This window comes from Serratia sp. SM04 (assembly GCF_040280225.1).
Lineage (GTDB): Bacteria > Pseudomonadota > Gammaproteobacteria > Enterobacterales > Enterobacteriaceae > Serratia > Serratia sarumanii.
Genome location: NZ_JBEOQT010000004.1, coordinates 143954 through 158097 on the forward strand (window position 1 = coordinate 143954; position 14144 = coordinate 158097).

The 14144-nt window shown below is 59.0% G+C and carries 12 protein-coding genes; 8 read left to right on the forward strand and 4 right to left on the reverse strand.

Annotated elements, in window-relative coordinates:
• Positions 1–42: 42 nt before the first annotated feature.
• Both yaaA and ABTW55_RS08230 read right to left on the reverse strand, forming a co-directional pair.
• Positions 43–819: a peroxide stress protein YaaA gene (gene yaaA / locus ABTW55_RS08225; protein WP_060422497.1), complete on the reverse strand. Its 777-nt coding sequence runs from the start codon at positions 817–819 to the stop codon at positions 43–45.
• 106 nt (positions 820–925) lie between these two features.
• Positions 926–2362, reverse strand: coding sequence for a sodium:alanine symporter family protein (locus ABTW55_RS08230; RefSeq protein ID WP_033637048.1), 1437 nt, complete (start codon positions 2360–2362; stop codon positions 926–928).
• 383 nt (positions 2363–2745) lie between these two features.
• Between ABTW55_RS08230 and tal the strand changes: the two genes are divergently transcribed.
• The 3 genes from tal to ABTW55_RS08245 all read left to right on the forward strand — a co-directional run bounded on the left by tal (position 2746) and on the right by ABTW55_RS08245 (position 5869).
• On the forward strand, positions 2746–3699 hold the full coding sequence (tal, locus tag ABTW55_RS08235; protein WP_033637049.1) for a transaldolase: 954 nt from the start codon (positions 2746–2748) through the stop codon (positions 3697–3699).
• Between the two features lie 150 nt (positions 3700–3849).
• Positions 3850–4437 (forward strand): molybdopterin adenylyltransferase, encoded by a 588-nt coding sequence (mog, locus tag ABTW55_RS08240; RefSeq protein WP_004932980.1) that lies wholly within the window; start codon positions 3850–3852, stop codon positions 4435–4437.
• 124 nt (positions 4438–4561) lie between these two features.
• Positions 4562–5869 carry an MFS transporter gene (locus ABTW55_RS08245; RefSeq protein WP_033637050.1) on the forward strand — a complete coding sequence of 436 codons (1308 nt, stop codon included), beginning with the start codon at positions 4562–4564 and terminating at the stop codon, positions 5867–5869.
• 44 nt (positions 5870–5913) lie between these two features.
• Here the strand turns inward: ABTW55_RS08245 and satP are convergent, their stop codons facing one another.
• Positions 5914–6513, reverse strand: a complete 600-nt coding sequence (satP, locus tag ABTW55_RS08250; protein WP_033649275.1) for an acetate uptake transporter — start codon at positions 6511–6513, stop codon at positions 5914–5916.
• A gap of 325 nt (positions 6514–6838) precedes the next feature.
• Here satP and dnaK point away from each other — a divergent pair, with 325 nt between their 5' ends.
• From dnaK to nhaR, 4 genes are all read left to right on the forward strand, one after another.
• Positions 6839–8752 carry a molecular chaperone DnaK gene (gene dnaK / locus ABTW55_RS08255; protein WP_004932972.1) on the forward strand — a complete coding sequence of 638 codons (1914 nt, stop codon included), beginning with the start codon at positions 6839–6841 and terminating at the stop codon, positions 8750–8752.
• A gap of 106 nt (positions 8753–8858) precedes the next feature.
• Entirely contained in the window at positions 8859–9983 is a 1125-nt protein-coding gene (gene dnaJ / locus ABTW55_RS08260; RefSeq protein ID WP_033637051.1) for a molecular chaperone DnaJ, read from the forward strand.
• A gap of 236 nt (positions 9984–10219) precedes the next feature.
• Positions 10220–11386 carry a Na+/H+ antiporter NhaA gene (nhaA, locus tag ABTW55_RS08265; protein WP_033649145.1) on the forward strand — a complete coding sequence of 389 codons (1167 nt, stop codon included), beginning with the start codon at positions 10220–10222 and terminating at the stop codon, positions 11384–11386.
• Between the two features lie 192 nt (positions 11387–11578).
• Positions 11579–12478: a transcriptional activator NhaR gene (gene nhaR, locus ABTW55_RS08270; protein WP_004932962.1), complete on the forward strand. Its 900-nt coding sequence runs from the start codon at positions 11579–11581 to the stop codon at positions 12476–12478.
• 71 nt (positions 12479–12549) lie between these two features.
• Here the strand turns inward: nhaR and rpsT are convergent, their stop codons facing one another.
• Positions 12550–12813: a 30S ribosomal protein S20 gene (gene rpsT / locus ABTW55_RS08275; protein ID WP_004932960.1), complete on the reverse strand. Its 264-nt coding sequence runs from the start codon at positions 12811–12813 to the stop codon at positions 12550–12552.
• 390 nt (positions 12814–13203) lie between these two features.
• On the opposite strand from rpsT, the gene ribF reads away from it, so the two are divergent.
• Positions 13204–14142, forward strand: coding sequence for a bifunctional riboflavin kinase/FAD synthetase (ribF, locus tag ABTW55_RS08280; protein WP_033649147.1), 939 nt, complete (start codon positions 13204–13206; stop codon positions 14140–14142).
• Positions 14143–14144 lie beyond the last annotated feature (2 nt).

Here is a 14144-nt window from a genome sequence, read left to right on the forward strand (position 1 = left end):
CGGCAGGCTAGAATGCGAAAAGCCGTCTTGCGACGGCTTTTTTTATGCCTGCTCCGGGCGTTTGAACACCAGTTCATTGCCCTGCGAGGCGGCTTCGTCGAAGGCGTAGCCTTCCAGGTTGAAGTCCACCAGCTGCTCGCTGCGCGTCAGGCGGTTCTTGATGATAAAGCGACTCATCAACCCGCGCGCTTTCTTGGCGTAGAAGCTGATGACCTTGAACTTGCCGTTCTTCTCGTCGAGGAACACCGGTTTGATCAGCGCGCCGTGCAGTTTGGCCGGCTTCACCGCCTTGAAATACTCGTCGGACGCCAGGTTGACCACCACGTCGTCGCCCTGCTGCTCCAGCGCTTCGTTGAGTTTTTGGGTGATTTTATCGCCCCAGAAGCTGTATAGGTCTTTGCCTTTCGGGTTTTCCAGCTTGATGCCCATCTCCAGCCGGTACGGCATCATCAGATCGAGCGGGCGCAGCACGCCATACAGGCCGGACAGCATGCGCAGATGCTGCTGGGCGAAGTCGAAATCGGCTTCGCTGAAATCCTGCGCCTGCAGGCCGGTGTAAACGTCGCCCTTGAACGCCAGCAGCGCCTGACGGGCGTTGTCCGGGGTAAATTTCGGCTGCCACTCGCTAAAGCGCGCGGCGTTCAGCCCGGCCAGCTTGTCGCTGATGCTCATCAGGCTGGCGATTTGCGCCGGCGTCAGCTCGCGGCAAATTTTGATCAGCTGTTTCGACTTGTCCAGCATTTCGGGCTGTGTGAAGCGTTCTGTTGCCAGCGGGCTGTCGTAATCGAGAGTTTTTGCAGGGGAAATAATAACGAGCATGGCCAGATCCTGTTTATCCAAGTGCGGATACTGTAGCAAAAAGCGCGGGAAAAAGGGGCAATCGGTCCAATAGGCAGGGGCGCGCACCGCACGCGCCCCGGAAAACTCAGCGCGGCGGCTTTTGGTCGTCCCACACGCCCGGCTCCAGCTGCGACTTCAGCTCCGGATAACGGTTGGCGTCGAAGGTCGGCAGCTTGCCCAGACGGCGTTGGCGATGGTAGTCGTCGGCCAGCTTAAGCGCCACCCGTGACAGCAGCAGGATTGCCGTCAGGTTGGTGATGGCCATCAGCGCCATGGAGGTATCCGCCATTTTCCACACCAGCGGCAGCTCCGCCAGCGCGCCGAACATCACCATGCCCAACGCCACGCAGCGGAAAATCAGCAGGCCGCCCGGATGGTTGTGCTCGAGGAACACCAGGTTGCTCTCGGCATAGGCGTAGTTGGCGATGATCGAGGTGAAGGCGAAGAAGAAAATGGCGATGGCGACGAACGGCGCCCCCCAGCTGCCGACGGCGGTCGACAGCGCGCGCTGGGTCAGATCGATGCCGCTGATGCTGTCGGTCGGCTGATCGAGAATGCCGGAGGAGAGGATGATCGCCGCGGTGGCGCTGCAGATGACGATGGTATCGATAAACACCCCGAGCATTTGCACATAGCCCTGTGAGGCCGGATGCGGCGGATAAGGTGAAGCGGACGCCGCCGCGTTGGGCGCCGAGCCCATGCCGGCTTCGTTGGAGAACAGGCCGCGCTGCACGCCCTGGGTCATCGCCTGGGAGATGCCGTAACCGACGGCGCCGGCCGCGGCTTCCTGCAGGCCGAAGGCGCTTTTGAAGATCAGCGTCAGGATCGCCGGCATGTGTTCGATGTTATGGCCAATCACCCAGAGGGCCAGCAACAGGTAGGCGCCGGCCATCAGCGGCACCACCAGCTCGGCCACTTTGGCGATGGAGCGGATGCCGCCGAAGATCACCACGCCGCTCAGCAGCACCAGGCCGATGCCGACGTGCAGCGGCTGCAAATGGAAGGCGACGGCGGAGGCCTGCGCGATGGAGTTGGCCTGCACGGCGTTGAACACCAGGCCGAACGCGATGATCAGGAAGATGGAGAACAGCACGCCCATCCAGCGCATGCCGAGACCCTTTTCCATGTAGTAGGCCGGGCCGCCGCGGTAGTTGCCGTTATCGTCTTTGGTTTTGTAGAGCTGCGCCAGCGAGCTTTCCACAAAGGAGGTGGCCATGCCGATAAACGCCACCACCCACATCCAGAAGATGGCGCCGGGGCCGCCGGCGGTCAGGGCGATGGCGACGCCGGTCAGGTTGCCGGTGCCGACGCGCGCCGCCAGCGTGGTGCACAGCGCCTGGAAAGAGGAGATGCCGGCGCTGTCGCTCTTATTGCTGTTTTTCAACACCGAGAACATGTGGCTGAAGTGGCGGAGCTGGATAAAGCGGGTGCGCAACGTGAAGTAGATGCCGGTGCCGAGCAGCAGATAAATCAGCACCGACCCCCACAAAATGTTGTTTATAAAATTCATCAGGTCCGTCAAGGGATCCCTCCTTTTATCGAAATTTAGTGCGCACCTTGCAGCATCCACCGCAGGTGAAAAACATTGGCCTATTTTTTACAAGAGCTTAGCTGGAATCTGTCCGGCGTCAGTCGATTAAGATTTTTCGCAGATTAGCGGACGAATTGCATCAATTTTTTCGAATTTAACATAATTTATTCGGACAATAGCACGTTATTGCCTTTCCATCCGCTCGGTAATGGCGAAAGATATCGGCGTAAACGGTTGCTCGCCCAAGGATAAAACAGATGCCTGCGCGCCGCGGTTTTCCAGCCTTGCACCGGGCTTGGCGCATGTTATTATCAGGGCAGGGCATGGTTGAACAATGCCAAAAGTTCATGCACAAACGATGAGATAATGCCAACATGACCGACAAATTAACTTCCCTGCGCCAGCTGACCACGGTGGTTGCAGATACGGGTGATATCGCGGCAATGAAGCTGTATCAACCGCAGGACGCCACAACCAACCCTTCGCTGATCCTCAATGCAGCCCAAATTCCTGAATACCGTAAACTGATTGACGAAGCCATCGCCTGGGCGCGCGGCCAGAGCAGCGATCGCGAGCAGCAGATCGCCGACGCCGCCGACAAGCTGGCGGTCAATATCGGTCTGGAGATCCTCAAACTGGTTCCGGGCCGCATCTCCACCGAAGTGGATGCACGTCTGTCTTACGACACCGATGCCAGCGTGGCCAAGGCCAAGCGCCTGATCAAGCTGTACAACGAAGCCGGCATCAGCAACGATCGCATTCTGATCAAACTGGCCTCGACCTGGCAGGGCATCCGTGCGGCGGAGCAGCTGGAGAAAGAAGGCATCAACTGTAACCTGACGCTGCTGTTCTCCTTCGCTCAGGCTCGCGCCTGTGCCGAAGCCGGCGTTTACCTGATCTCGCCGTTCGTCGGCCGTATCCTCGACTGGTACAAAGCCAACGGCGACAAGAAAGAGTTCGCCCCGCATGAAGATCCGGGCGTGATCTCCGTGACCGAGATTTACCAGTACTACAAACAGCACGGTTACAACACCGTGGTGATGGGCGCCAGCTTCCGTAACGTCGGCGAAATCATCGAACTGGCCGGCTGTGACCGTCTGACCATCGCCCCTGCGCTGCTGAAAGAGCTGGCGGAGAGCGAAGGCGCGCTGGAGCGCAAACTGTCTTACACCGGTGAAGTGAAGGCGCGTCCTGCCGCACTGACCGAACCTGAGTTCTACTGGCAGCACAACCAGGATCCGATGGCGGTTGAGAAACTGACCGACGGCATCCGCAAGTTCGCCGTAGACCAGGGCAAACTGGAAAAAATGATCGCCGACCTGCTGTAATTCCGGCAGATCCCGCAGTAAAAAGGTGGCTCAGGCCACCTTTTTTTATGCCCGACGCACCCGCTGGCGAGGGAAGCCCTTATACTCTCGGCAATGACAACAGAACGGGGACGAACCCGTTCGGACCCCATCAGGCTGTAGAGGTTACGCATGGATATTTTACGTATTGGTTTGGTTTCCGTTTCCGACCGCGCTTCCGGCGGCGTTTATCAGGATAAAGGCATTCCGGCGTTGGAGGAATGGCTGAGCGGCGCGCTGGCGACGCCGTTCAAGCTGGAAACCCGGCTGATCCCCGATGAGCAGACGCAAATTGAACAGACGCTGTGCGAGCTGGTGGACGAAATGGGTTGCCATCTGGTGCTGACCACCGGCGGCACCGGGCCGGCGCGCCGCGACGTCACCCCCGACGCCACGCTGGCGATCGCCGATCGCGTGATGCCCGGCTTCGGCGAGCAAATGCGTCAGATCAGCCTACACTATGTGCCAACGGCAATTCTTTCTCGCCAGGTGGGGGCGATCCGCAAGCAGGCGCTGATCATCAACCTGCCCGGCCAGCCGAAGTCGATCAAGGAAACGCTGGAAGGGGTAAAAGATGAGCAGGGCAATGCGGTGGTGCACGGCATCTTCGCCAGCGTGCCTTATTGCATTCAACTGCTCGACGGGCCTTACGTCGAAACGCACGCCGCGGTGGTAGCAGCATTTCGGCCAAAGAGCGCGCGTCGCGAGATAAACCTCTAAATTTCAGCGTTCTGCGAGATCGGCTTCAGCCCGTCTGGTGTGAAAATAATTTGCCGCTATAGTAAGGATTCTTTTACAGAAAGCCTGCGGCTTTTATTTTTACAGCCTTTACCGACGGTGCCCTATGCCTCACGACAATAATCGCCGGCTGAACCGGCAAGACTACAAAACGCTGACGTTGGCCGCGTTGGGCGGCGCGCTGGAGTTTTACGACTTCATCATCTTCGTGTTCTTCGCCGCCGTGGTCGGCGATCTGTTCTTCCCGGCGGACATGCCGGAATGGCTGCGGCTGGTGCAAACCTTCGGCATCTTCGCCGCCGGCTATCTGGCCCGTCCGCTGGGCGGCATCGTGATGGCGCACTTTGGCGATCTGGTCGGCCGCAAAAAGATGTTTACCCTGAGCATTCTGCTGATGGCGTTGCCGACGCTGGCGATGGGCCTGCTGCCGACCTACGCCAGCATCGGCATCGCTGCGCCGCTGCTGCTGCTGTTGATGCGCGTGCTGCAGGGGGCGGCGATCGGCGGTGAGGTGCCGGGCGCCTGGGTCTTCGTCGCCGAACACGTGCCGCGTCGGCGCATCGGCTTCGCCTGCGGCACGCTGACCGCCGGGCTGACGGTGGGCATCCTGCTGGGCTCGGTGGTGGCGACGGTGATCAACACCACGCTCAGCCCGCAGAGCATTGCCGGCGGCGGCTGGCGCATTCCTTTCCTGTTGGGCGGCATGTTCGGCCTGGTGGCGATGTACCTGCGCCGCTGGCTGCAGGAAACGCCGATCTTCATCGAGATGCAGGCGCGTAAAGCGCTGGCCGAAGAGCTGCCGCTGAAGTCGGTGGTGCTCAACCACAAACGGGAGGTGGCGGTATCGATGCTGCTGACCTGGCTGCTCTCCGCCGGCATCGTGGTGGTGATCCTGATGACCCCGACCTATCTGCAAAAGCAGTTCGGCATCGCGCCGGCCTTGACGCTGCAGGCCAACAGCATCGCCACCATCATGCTGATCGCCGGCTGCATCGTCGCCGGTTTGTCGGCCGATCGCTTCGGCGCCAGCAAAACGCTGGTGGTCGGCAGCGTGCTGCTGGCCGGCTGCAGTTGGCTGTTCTATCAAACGGTGGGCGTGCGCCCGGAAATGCTGTTCGCCTGCTATGCCCTGGTGGGGTTCAGCGTAGGCGTGGTGGGGGCCGTGCCGTACGTGATGGTGCGGGCTTTCCCGGCGGAAGTGCGGTTTACCGGTATCTCGTTCTCATATAACGTCTCGTACGCTATTTTTGGCGGTCTAACCCCTATTTTTGTGACGCTGATCATGAAATTAACCCCGTTAGCACCCGCTTACTACGTGCTGGCGCTGTCGCTCATCGGGCTGCTGCTCGGCGTCTACCTGCATCGCGACCTGAACAGCGAAGCCGGGGAGCGGCAAGCCGATTCCTACAGCTAAAAAAAAGCCCTGCAATGCAGGGCTTTTTCGTCAGGGAAGGGCGATTATGCGGTGACCGGTGAGGTCGCGACGCGGGCCGGGGCCGGTTCGCCAATCGGCAGCACGGTGCGGCCGTATTGCTCGTTGAGCACTTCGGCCATCGCCAGGTAAATGGCGCTGGCGCCGCAGATGATGCCTTCATAACCGGCGAAGGTCAGCAGCGCGTGGTTGCCGGTGATGTTGCCGACGGCCAGCAGGGCGAACAGCAGCGTGAGGCTGGCGAACACGAACTGCAGTACGCGGTTGGCGCCCAGGGTGCCGAAGAACATGAACAGGGTGAAGACGCCCCACAGCGCCAGGTAGATGCCCAGCACGTGCGCCTCGGTAGCCTCAGCCAGGCCCAGACGCGGCAGCAGCAGCAGGCCGACCAGGCTCAGCCAGAAGCTGCCGTAGGCGGTGAAGGCGGTCATGCCGAAGGTGTTGCCCTTCTTGTATTCCAGCAGACCGGCCAGGATCTGGGCCAGGCCACCGAAGAAAATCCCCATGCTGATGATGGCGGAGTTCAGTGGGAAAAAGCCCGCGTTGTGCAGGTTCAGCAAGACGGTGGTCATCCCGAAGCCCATCAGGCCGAGAGGGCCGGGATTCGCCAACTTGTTGGTGTGCATAAGTCCTCTGCGATAACAGAAAATTAACGGAAACAGCGAAGTAAAATAATAAATGGTCTGAATGGCCAAAAAATCGAAGTTTTCCACCAGAGCGCGCGCATCATAATGATCCCCGCAGCCGGAAACAATGATCTGAATGACGATAAAAAAAAGAAATTTTTTTCGCCTTGCCCCTTGATGCCGGATTGGATGGCCCCATCTTATTTGCAACCGCAGCTGCTAACCGCGGGTCGCACTGAGATATCGGGCAGTTGAAAAGCAAAAAATCGCCCGCATATAGGTTAGCAACCTGACTGATTATGAATTTTTTAGTGGAGACGTTTAGATGGGCAAAATTATTGGTATCGACCTGGGTACTACCAACTCTTGCGTAGCAATTATGGATGGTGCCAAGGCACGCGTGCTGGAAAACGCCGAGGGCGACCGCACCACTCCTTCTATTATCGCATATACCCAGGACGGTGAAACTCTGGTTGGCCAGCCGGCTAAGCGTCAGGCAGTGACCAACCCTGAAAACACCCTGTTCGCCATCAAGCGCCTGATCGGTCGCCGCTTCCAGGATGAAGAAGCGCAGCGCGACAAAGCGATCATGCCGTACAAAATCGTCGAAGCCGACAACGGCGACGCCTGGCTGGAAGTGAAAGGCCAGAAAATGGCTCCGCCGCAGATCTCTGCGGAAGTGCTGAAAAAAATGAAGAAAACGGCGGAAGATTACTTGGGCGAACCGGTAACTGAAGCGGTTATCACCGTACCGGCTTACTTCAACGACGCCCAGCGTCAGGCGACCAAAGACGCCGGCCGCATCGCGGGTCTGGAAGTAAAACGCATCATCAACGAACCGACCGCTGCGGCCCTGGCCTACGGCCTGGACAAAGAAGTCGGCAACCGCACCATCGCGGTTTATGACCTGGGCGGCGGTACTTTCGATATCTCCATCATCGAAATCGACGACGTTGACGGCGAAAAAACCTTCGAAGTGCTGGCGACCAACGGTGACACCCACCTGGGTGGCGAAGACTTCGACAGCCGTCTGATCAACTACCTGGTGGAAGAGTTCAAGAAAGATCAGGGTATCGATCTGCGCAACGATCCGCTGGCGATGCAGCGCCTGAAAGAAGCCGCTGAGAAAGCGAAGATCGAACTGTCTTCCGCTCAGCAGACCGACGTTAACCTGCCGTACATCACTGCAGACGCGACCGGTCCAAAACACATGAACATCAAAGTGACTCGCGCCAAACTCGAGTCGCTGGTTGAAGATCTGGTTGCGCGCTCTATCGAGCCGCTGAAAGTGGCGCTGAAAGACGCAGGCCTGTCGGTTTCCGACATTCAGGACGTGATCCTGGTGGGCGGCCAGACCCGTATGCCAATGGTGCAGAAGAAAGTCGCAGACTTCTTCGGCAAAGAACCGCGTAAAGACGTGAACCCGGACGAAGCGGTTGCCGTGGGCGCGGCGGTACAGGGCGGCGTGTTGGCCGGTGATGTGAAGGACGTTCTGCTGCTGGACGTGACCCCGCTGTCGCTGGGTATCGAAACCATGGGCAGCGTGATGACGCCGCTGATCACCAAAAACACCACGATCCCGACCAAGCACAGCCAGGTGTTCTCTACCGCTGAAGACAACCAGTCTGCGGTAACCATCCACGTGCTGCAGGGTGAGCGTAAGCGCGCCAGCGATAACAAATCTCTGGGCCAGTTCAACCTGGACGGCATCCAGGCGGCACCGCGCGGCATGGCGCAGATCGAAGTGACCTTCGATATCGATGCCGACGGCATCCTGCACGTGTCTGCCAAAGACAAGAACACCGGCCGTGAGCAGAAGATCACCATCAAGGCATCTTCTGGCCTGAACGAAGACGAAATCCAGAAAATGGTGCGCGACGCCGAGCTGAACGCTGAAGCCGACCGCAAGTTCGAAGAGCTGGTGCAGACGCGTAACCAGGCGGATCACCTGATCCACGGCACGCGCAAGCAGCTGGAAGAAGCGGGCGACAAACTGCCGGCGGAAGACAAAACGGCGATCGAAGCGGCGCTGAAAGATCTGGAAGCGGCGGTGAAAGGCGAAGACAAAGCCGAGATCGAAGCGAAGACTCAGGCTCTGGTGCAGGTTTCCGGCAAACTGCTGGAAATGGCTCAGGCGCAGCAGGCTCAGCAGGGTGCTGACGCCGGCGCGGACAACGCGGCGCAGAAAGACGACGACGTGGTTGACGCTGAGTTCGAAGAAGTTAAAGACAAAAAATAATCGCCCTTAAGCGGGCACGGGGCGGCCGAGGTGCCGTTCCCGGAAACCAGCACGGGCGTCGAGGCAACTCTGCGCCCGTGCACGCATGTTAAGGGTAAGCAAAAGAATGGCGAAGAAAGACTATTACGAGATTCTCGGCGTCAGCAAGACGGCGGATGAACGTGAGATCAAAAAGGCGTACAAACGCCTGGCGATGAAATACCATCCTGACCGCAACCAGGAACAAGACGCCGAAATCAAGTTTAAAGAAGTTAAAGAAGCTTACGAAGTCCTGACCGACGACCAGAAACGCGCGGCCTACGACCAGTATGGGCACGCGGCCTTTGAGCAGGGCGGCATGGGCGGCGGCGGCTTTGGCGGCGGTGCCGACTTCAGCGATATCTTTGGCGACGTGTTTGGCGACATCTTCGGCGGAGGCCGCCGTCAGCGCGCCAGCCGCGGTTCCGATCTGCGCTATAACATGGAGCTGACCCTCGAGGAAGCGGTACGTGGCGTCACCAAAGAGATCCGCATCCCGACGCTGGAAGAGTGCGACGTCTGCCACGGCAGCGGCGCCAAGCCGGGCAGCTCGCCGGTGACCTGCCCAACCTGTCACGGCCAGGGCCAGGTGCAGATGCGCCAGGGCTTCTTCACCGTGCAGCAGGCGTGTCCGCACTGCCATGGCCGCGGTCAGATCATCAAAGATCCGTGCAACAAGTGCCACGGCCACGGCCGGGTAGAGAAATCCAAAACGCTGTCGGTGAAAATTCCGGCCGGCGTCGATACCGGCGACCGCATCCGCCTGGCGGGTGAAGGCGAAGCCGGCGAGCACGGCGCACCGGCGGGCGATCTGTACGTTCAGGTGCAGGTGAAGGCGCACCCGATCTTCGAGCGTGAAGGCAATAACCTGTACTGTGAAGTGCCGATCAACTTCGCCATGGCGGCGCTGGGCGGCGAGATTGAAGTGCCGACGCTGGACGGCCGGGTGAAACTGAAGGTGCCTTCGGAGACCCAAACCGGCAAGCTGTTCCGCATGCGCGGCAAGGGTGTGAAATCGGTGCGTGGCGGCAGCCAGGGCGACCTGCTGTGCCGCGTGGTGGTGGAAACCCCGGTCAATCTGAACGACAAGCAGAAGCAGCTGCTGCGTGAGCTGGAAGAGAGCCTGGGTGGCCCGTCCGGTGACAAGAACAGCCCGCGTTCGAAGAGCTTCTTCGACGGGGTGAAAAAGTTCTTTGACGATCTGACTCGCTAACCTGCTGTTTCTGTTGGTTTATGTTCTAACCCCGGGCGTTTGTCCCGGGGTTTTTATTTGCACGCCATACCCCTAATCCCCTATAAATAATGTGACTTATTCGTGCTTTAGATCGGTTTTATCGAGTTATTTAGCATTTATAAACTTATTTTTTCGAACTAAAACGCCCTCTATACTCACTTCATGACTGTGGTTTGCAGGGCGTTACGCCCTGCACAGATTTGGAGAGACGTACTGTGACCAATATCATTCGTCAATTTTTACGTCAGGAAGCTGCGGGCGGCATCATTCTGATCGCGGCGGCAATCGTCGCCCTGATCATGGCCAACACCCCGGCGCAGGGGATCTATCAGGCATTCCTTAACCTGCCGGTGATGGTGAAGATTGCTTCGCTGGAGATCGCCAAACCGCTGCTGCTGTGGATCAACGACGGCCTGATGGCCATCTTCTTCCTGGTGGTGGGGCTGGAGGTCAAGCGCGAGTTGATGCAAGGCTCGCTGTCCGGGCGCGACAAGGCGGTGTTTCCGGCGATCGCCGCGCTGGGGGGCATGCTGGCGCCGGCGCTGATTTACCTGCTGTTCAACGGCGCGGATGAAGTCACCCGCCAGGGCTGGGCGATCCCGGCCGCGACCGATATCGCCTTCGCGCTGGGCGTAATGGCGCTGCTGGGCAACCGCGTGCCGACCAGCCTGAAAGTGTTCCTGTTGGCGTTGGCGATCATCGATGACCTGGGCGTGATTATCATCATCGCGCTGTTCTACACCCACGAAGTGTCGATGGTGGCGCTGGGCGTGGCGGCGGCGGCGACGGTGCTGCTGGCGGTGATGAACTGGCGCGGCGTGGGTAAAACCTCGCTGTATATGATGGTCGGCCTGGTGTTGTGGGTCGCGATCCTCAAGTCCGGGGTGCACGCGACGCTGGCCGGGGTGATCGTCGGCTTTATGATCCCGCTGAACGTCAAGAAGGGGCCGTCGCCGTCGGAAACGCTGGAACATGAGCTGCACCCCTGGGTTGCGTTTATGATCCTGCCGCTGTTCGCTTTCGCCAACGCCGGGGTTTCTTTGCAGGGCGTATCGCTGGAAGGATTGACGTCGCTGCTGCCGGTTGGGATTGCGGCCGGCCTGTTTATCGGTAAGCCGCTGGGGATTTTCCTCTTCAGCCTGCTGGCGGTGAAAATGGGCATCGCCCGTTTGCCTGAAGGCATCGGCTTCAAACAGGTGTTTGCCGTTTCGGTGCTCTGCGGCATTGGTTTCACCATGTCGATTTTTATCGCCTCGCTGGCGTTCGGCGATGCGGATGCGGCGCTCAGCACCTATTCCCGCCTGGGGATCTTGTTGGGCTCCACCGCTGCGGCGGTGGTAGGGTATGGATTGCTGCGTCTGGCGTTGCCGCGCGTACGTTAATCCTGAATGTGCCCGGTAAGGGCACATAATAAAATGGCTGGTCGGAGCTGCACGGTATAAAATATGTGCAGCTTCGGCCGTTGTTCGTTGGGACTAATGGGGCTATACGTTGTCTGAAGCAGGGAAAGGAAATTTGTCGCTCGTCACGGCACACCGTTTGCCGCTGCGAAACGTTGTTAAGGAGAGCCGCTCGTGAGGATGTCGCATATCAACTTTAATCACCTTTACTATTTCTGGCAGGTCTGCAAGGCCGGTTCCGTGGTCGGTGCCGCCGAAGCGTTGTTTCTGACGCCGCAGACCATCACCGGCCAGATCAAAGCGCTGGAAGAGCGGTTGGACGGCAAGCTGTTCAAACGCCAGGGGCGCGGGTTGGTGCCTTCGGAGCTGGGGCAACTGGTGTTTCGTTATGCCGACAAGATGTTTATGCTCAGCCAGGAAATGCTGGATATCGTCAACTACCGCAAAGAGTCGAATCTGCTGTTCGACGTCGGCGTGGCCGATGCGCTGTCGAAGCGCCTGGTCAGCCAGGTATTGGAAACGGCGGTGGTGGTGGACAACGAACAGATCCACCTGCGTTGCTTTGAATCGACGCACGAGATGCTGCTGGAGCAGCTCAGCCAGCACAAGCTGGATATGATCCTGTCGGATTGTCCGGTGGACTCCAGCCAGCAGGAAGGGCTGTTCTCGCTGAAGCTGGGCGAGTGCGGCATCAGCTTCTTCTGCCGCCAGCCGGCGCCGGAGCTGCCGTTCCCGGCTTGTCTGGAGCAGCGCAAACTGCTGATCCCCGGCCGCCGCTCGATGCTGGGGCGCAAGCTGCTCAACTGGTTCAATACGCAGGGCATTCAGGTGGAGATCCTGGGCGAGTTCGACGATGCGGCGCTGATGAAGGCCTTCGGCATGTATCACAATGCGATTTTCGTGGCGCCGACGCTGTATGCGCAGGATACCTACAACGATGACAACGTGGTGGAGATTGGGCGCATCGACAGCGTGCAGGAGGAGTATTACATCATCTTCGCCGAGCGCATGATCCAGCATCCGGCGGTGCAGCGCGTGTGCAACAAAGATTTTTCTGCGCTGTTTTCCTGCTAGCGGTTCACTGAACGCAGGATGTAAAAAAACCGGCCTGAGCCGGTTTTTTTATCAAGCAGATAACGAAATGCTTATTGCATTGCGTTGATGCGTGCAGTCAGGTTTGACTTATGACGCGCTGCTTTGTTTTTGTGGATCAGGCCTTTAGCTGCCTGACGGTCCACCAGTGGCTGCATTACCAGGAATGCATTTTGTGCTGCTTCTTTGTCGCCAGCTGCGATAGCTGCGTCTACCTTCTTGATGAAGGTACGCACCATTGAGCGACGGCTTGCGTTATGCTTGCGGCGTTTCTCAGACTGTACGGCGCGTTTCTTAGCTGATTTGATATTAGCCAAGGTCCAACTCCCAAATATATTCTATTGAGGACAATTCAAAGGCCGAGGAATATGCCCTTTTAGCCTTCGTTTGTCAATGGATTTGTGCAAATAAGCGCCGTTTGTACAGGCGGCACTCGCTACGTTGTGATGGCGCAGGATTTTACCAGCTTCGCTCTTGGGAATACAGTGTTTCGCGAGAAAATTCGCCAATGTTTTGCCGCGGCGGGCGCAAGCCGTTGGCTGCGGTCGAGAATCGGCCCGGCGGCGCCGGATAAACTGCGGCGAAGCCGTTTCACGCGCAGATTATCTCCGGTATGGTGTGTCTATTACATAAAGGCACCAATCGCGGGTTAACCTTACCGGCTGTACAAGGTATAATCCGCCGATTTCCACTGTTTTGAGCCAGCTATGGAGCTAATTCGCGGCATTCACAATATCCGGGCGCGCCACCATGGTTGCGTGCTCACCATCGGCAACTTTGACGGCGTGCATCGCGGTCATCAGGCGTTGCTGGAGCAGTTGAAGCAACAAGGGCAACGCCTCGGGCTGCCGGTGATGGTCATGATCTTTGAGCCGCAGCCGCTGGAGATGTTCGCCGCAGACAAGGCGCCGGCCCGCTTGACGCGCCTGCGCGACAAGGCCAACTACCTGGCGCAGGCGGGCGTCGATTACCTGCTGTGCGTCAAGTTCGATCCGCGTTTTGCCGCCAACACCGCGCAGGCGTTCGTCGCCGAGCTGCTGGTGGAAAAGCTGGGCGTCAAATTCCTGATGGTGGGGGATGATTTTCGCTTTGGCGCCGGGCGCCAGGGCGATTTTCCGCTATTGCAGCAGGCCGGAAAAGAGTACGGCTTCGAGGTGGTCAGCACCCCGACCTTCCGCGAAGGCGATCGGCGCATCAGCAGCACCGCGATCCGCACCGCGCTGAGCGAGGACGATCTGCCGCTGGCGGAGACCCTGCTGGGCCACCCGTACAGCATCTCCGGGCGCGTGGTGCATGGCGACGAGCTGGGCCGCACCATCGGCTTCCCGACCGCCAACCTGCCGCTCAAGCGCCTGGTGGCGCCGGTGAAAGGGGTGTATGCGGTGGAAGTGTACGGCCTGGGGCCGCAGCCGCTGCCGGGCGTGGCCAATATCGGTACGCGCCCGACCGTCGCCGGCGTGCGCCAGCAGCTGGAAGTGCATCTGCTGGATGTCACAATGGATCTTTACGGGCGCCATATTGAGGTGGTGCTCCGCGCAAAATTGCGCAATGAACAGCGGTTTGCTTCGCTCGATGCCCTGAAGCAGCAAATCGCCAATGATGTGGTGACGGCCCGGAAGTTCTTCGGGCTACAGACACCGGTTTAATC

Excerpts from the sequence above, each read along its gene's own strand:
- yaaA (WP_060422497.1), bottom strand. The coding sequence starts at position 819 with ATGCTCGTTATTATTTCCCCTGCAAAAACTCTCGATTACGACAGCCCG.
- tal (WP_033637049.1), top strand. The coding sequence starts at position 2,746 with ATGACCGACAAATTAACTTCCCTGCGCCAGCTGACCACGGTGGTTGCA.
- mog (WP_004932980.1), top strand. The coding sequence starts at position 3,850 with ATGGATATTTTACGTATTGGTTTGGTTTCCGTTTCCGACCGCGCTTCC.
- ABTW55_RS08245 (WP_033637050.1), top strand. The coding sequence starts at position 4,562 with ATGCCTCACGACAATAATCGCCGGCTGAACCGGCAAGACTACAAAACG.
- satP (WP_033649275.1), bottom strand. The coding sequence starts at position 6,513 with ATGCACACCAACAAGTTGGCGAATCCCGGCCCTCTCGGCCTGATGGGC.
- dnaK (WP_004932972.1), top strand. The coding sequence starts at position 6,839 with ATGGGCAAAATTATTGGTATCGACCTGGGTACTACCAACTCTTGCGTA.
- dnaJ (WP_033637051.1), top strand. The coding sequence starts at position 8,859 with ATGGCGAAGAAAGACTATTACGAGATTCTCGGCGTCAGCAAGACGGCG.
- ribF (WP_033649147.1), top strand. The coding sequence starts at position 13,204 with ATGGAGCTAATTCGCGGCATTCACAATATCCGGGCGCGCCACCATGGT.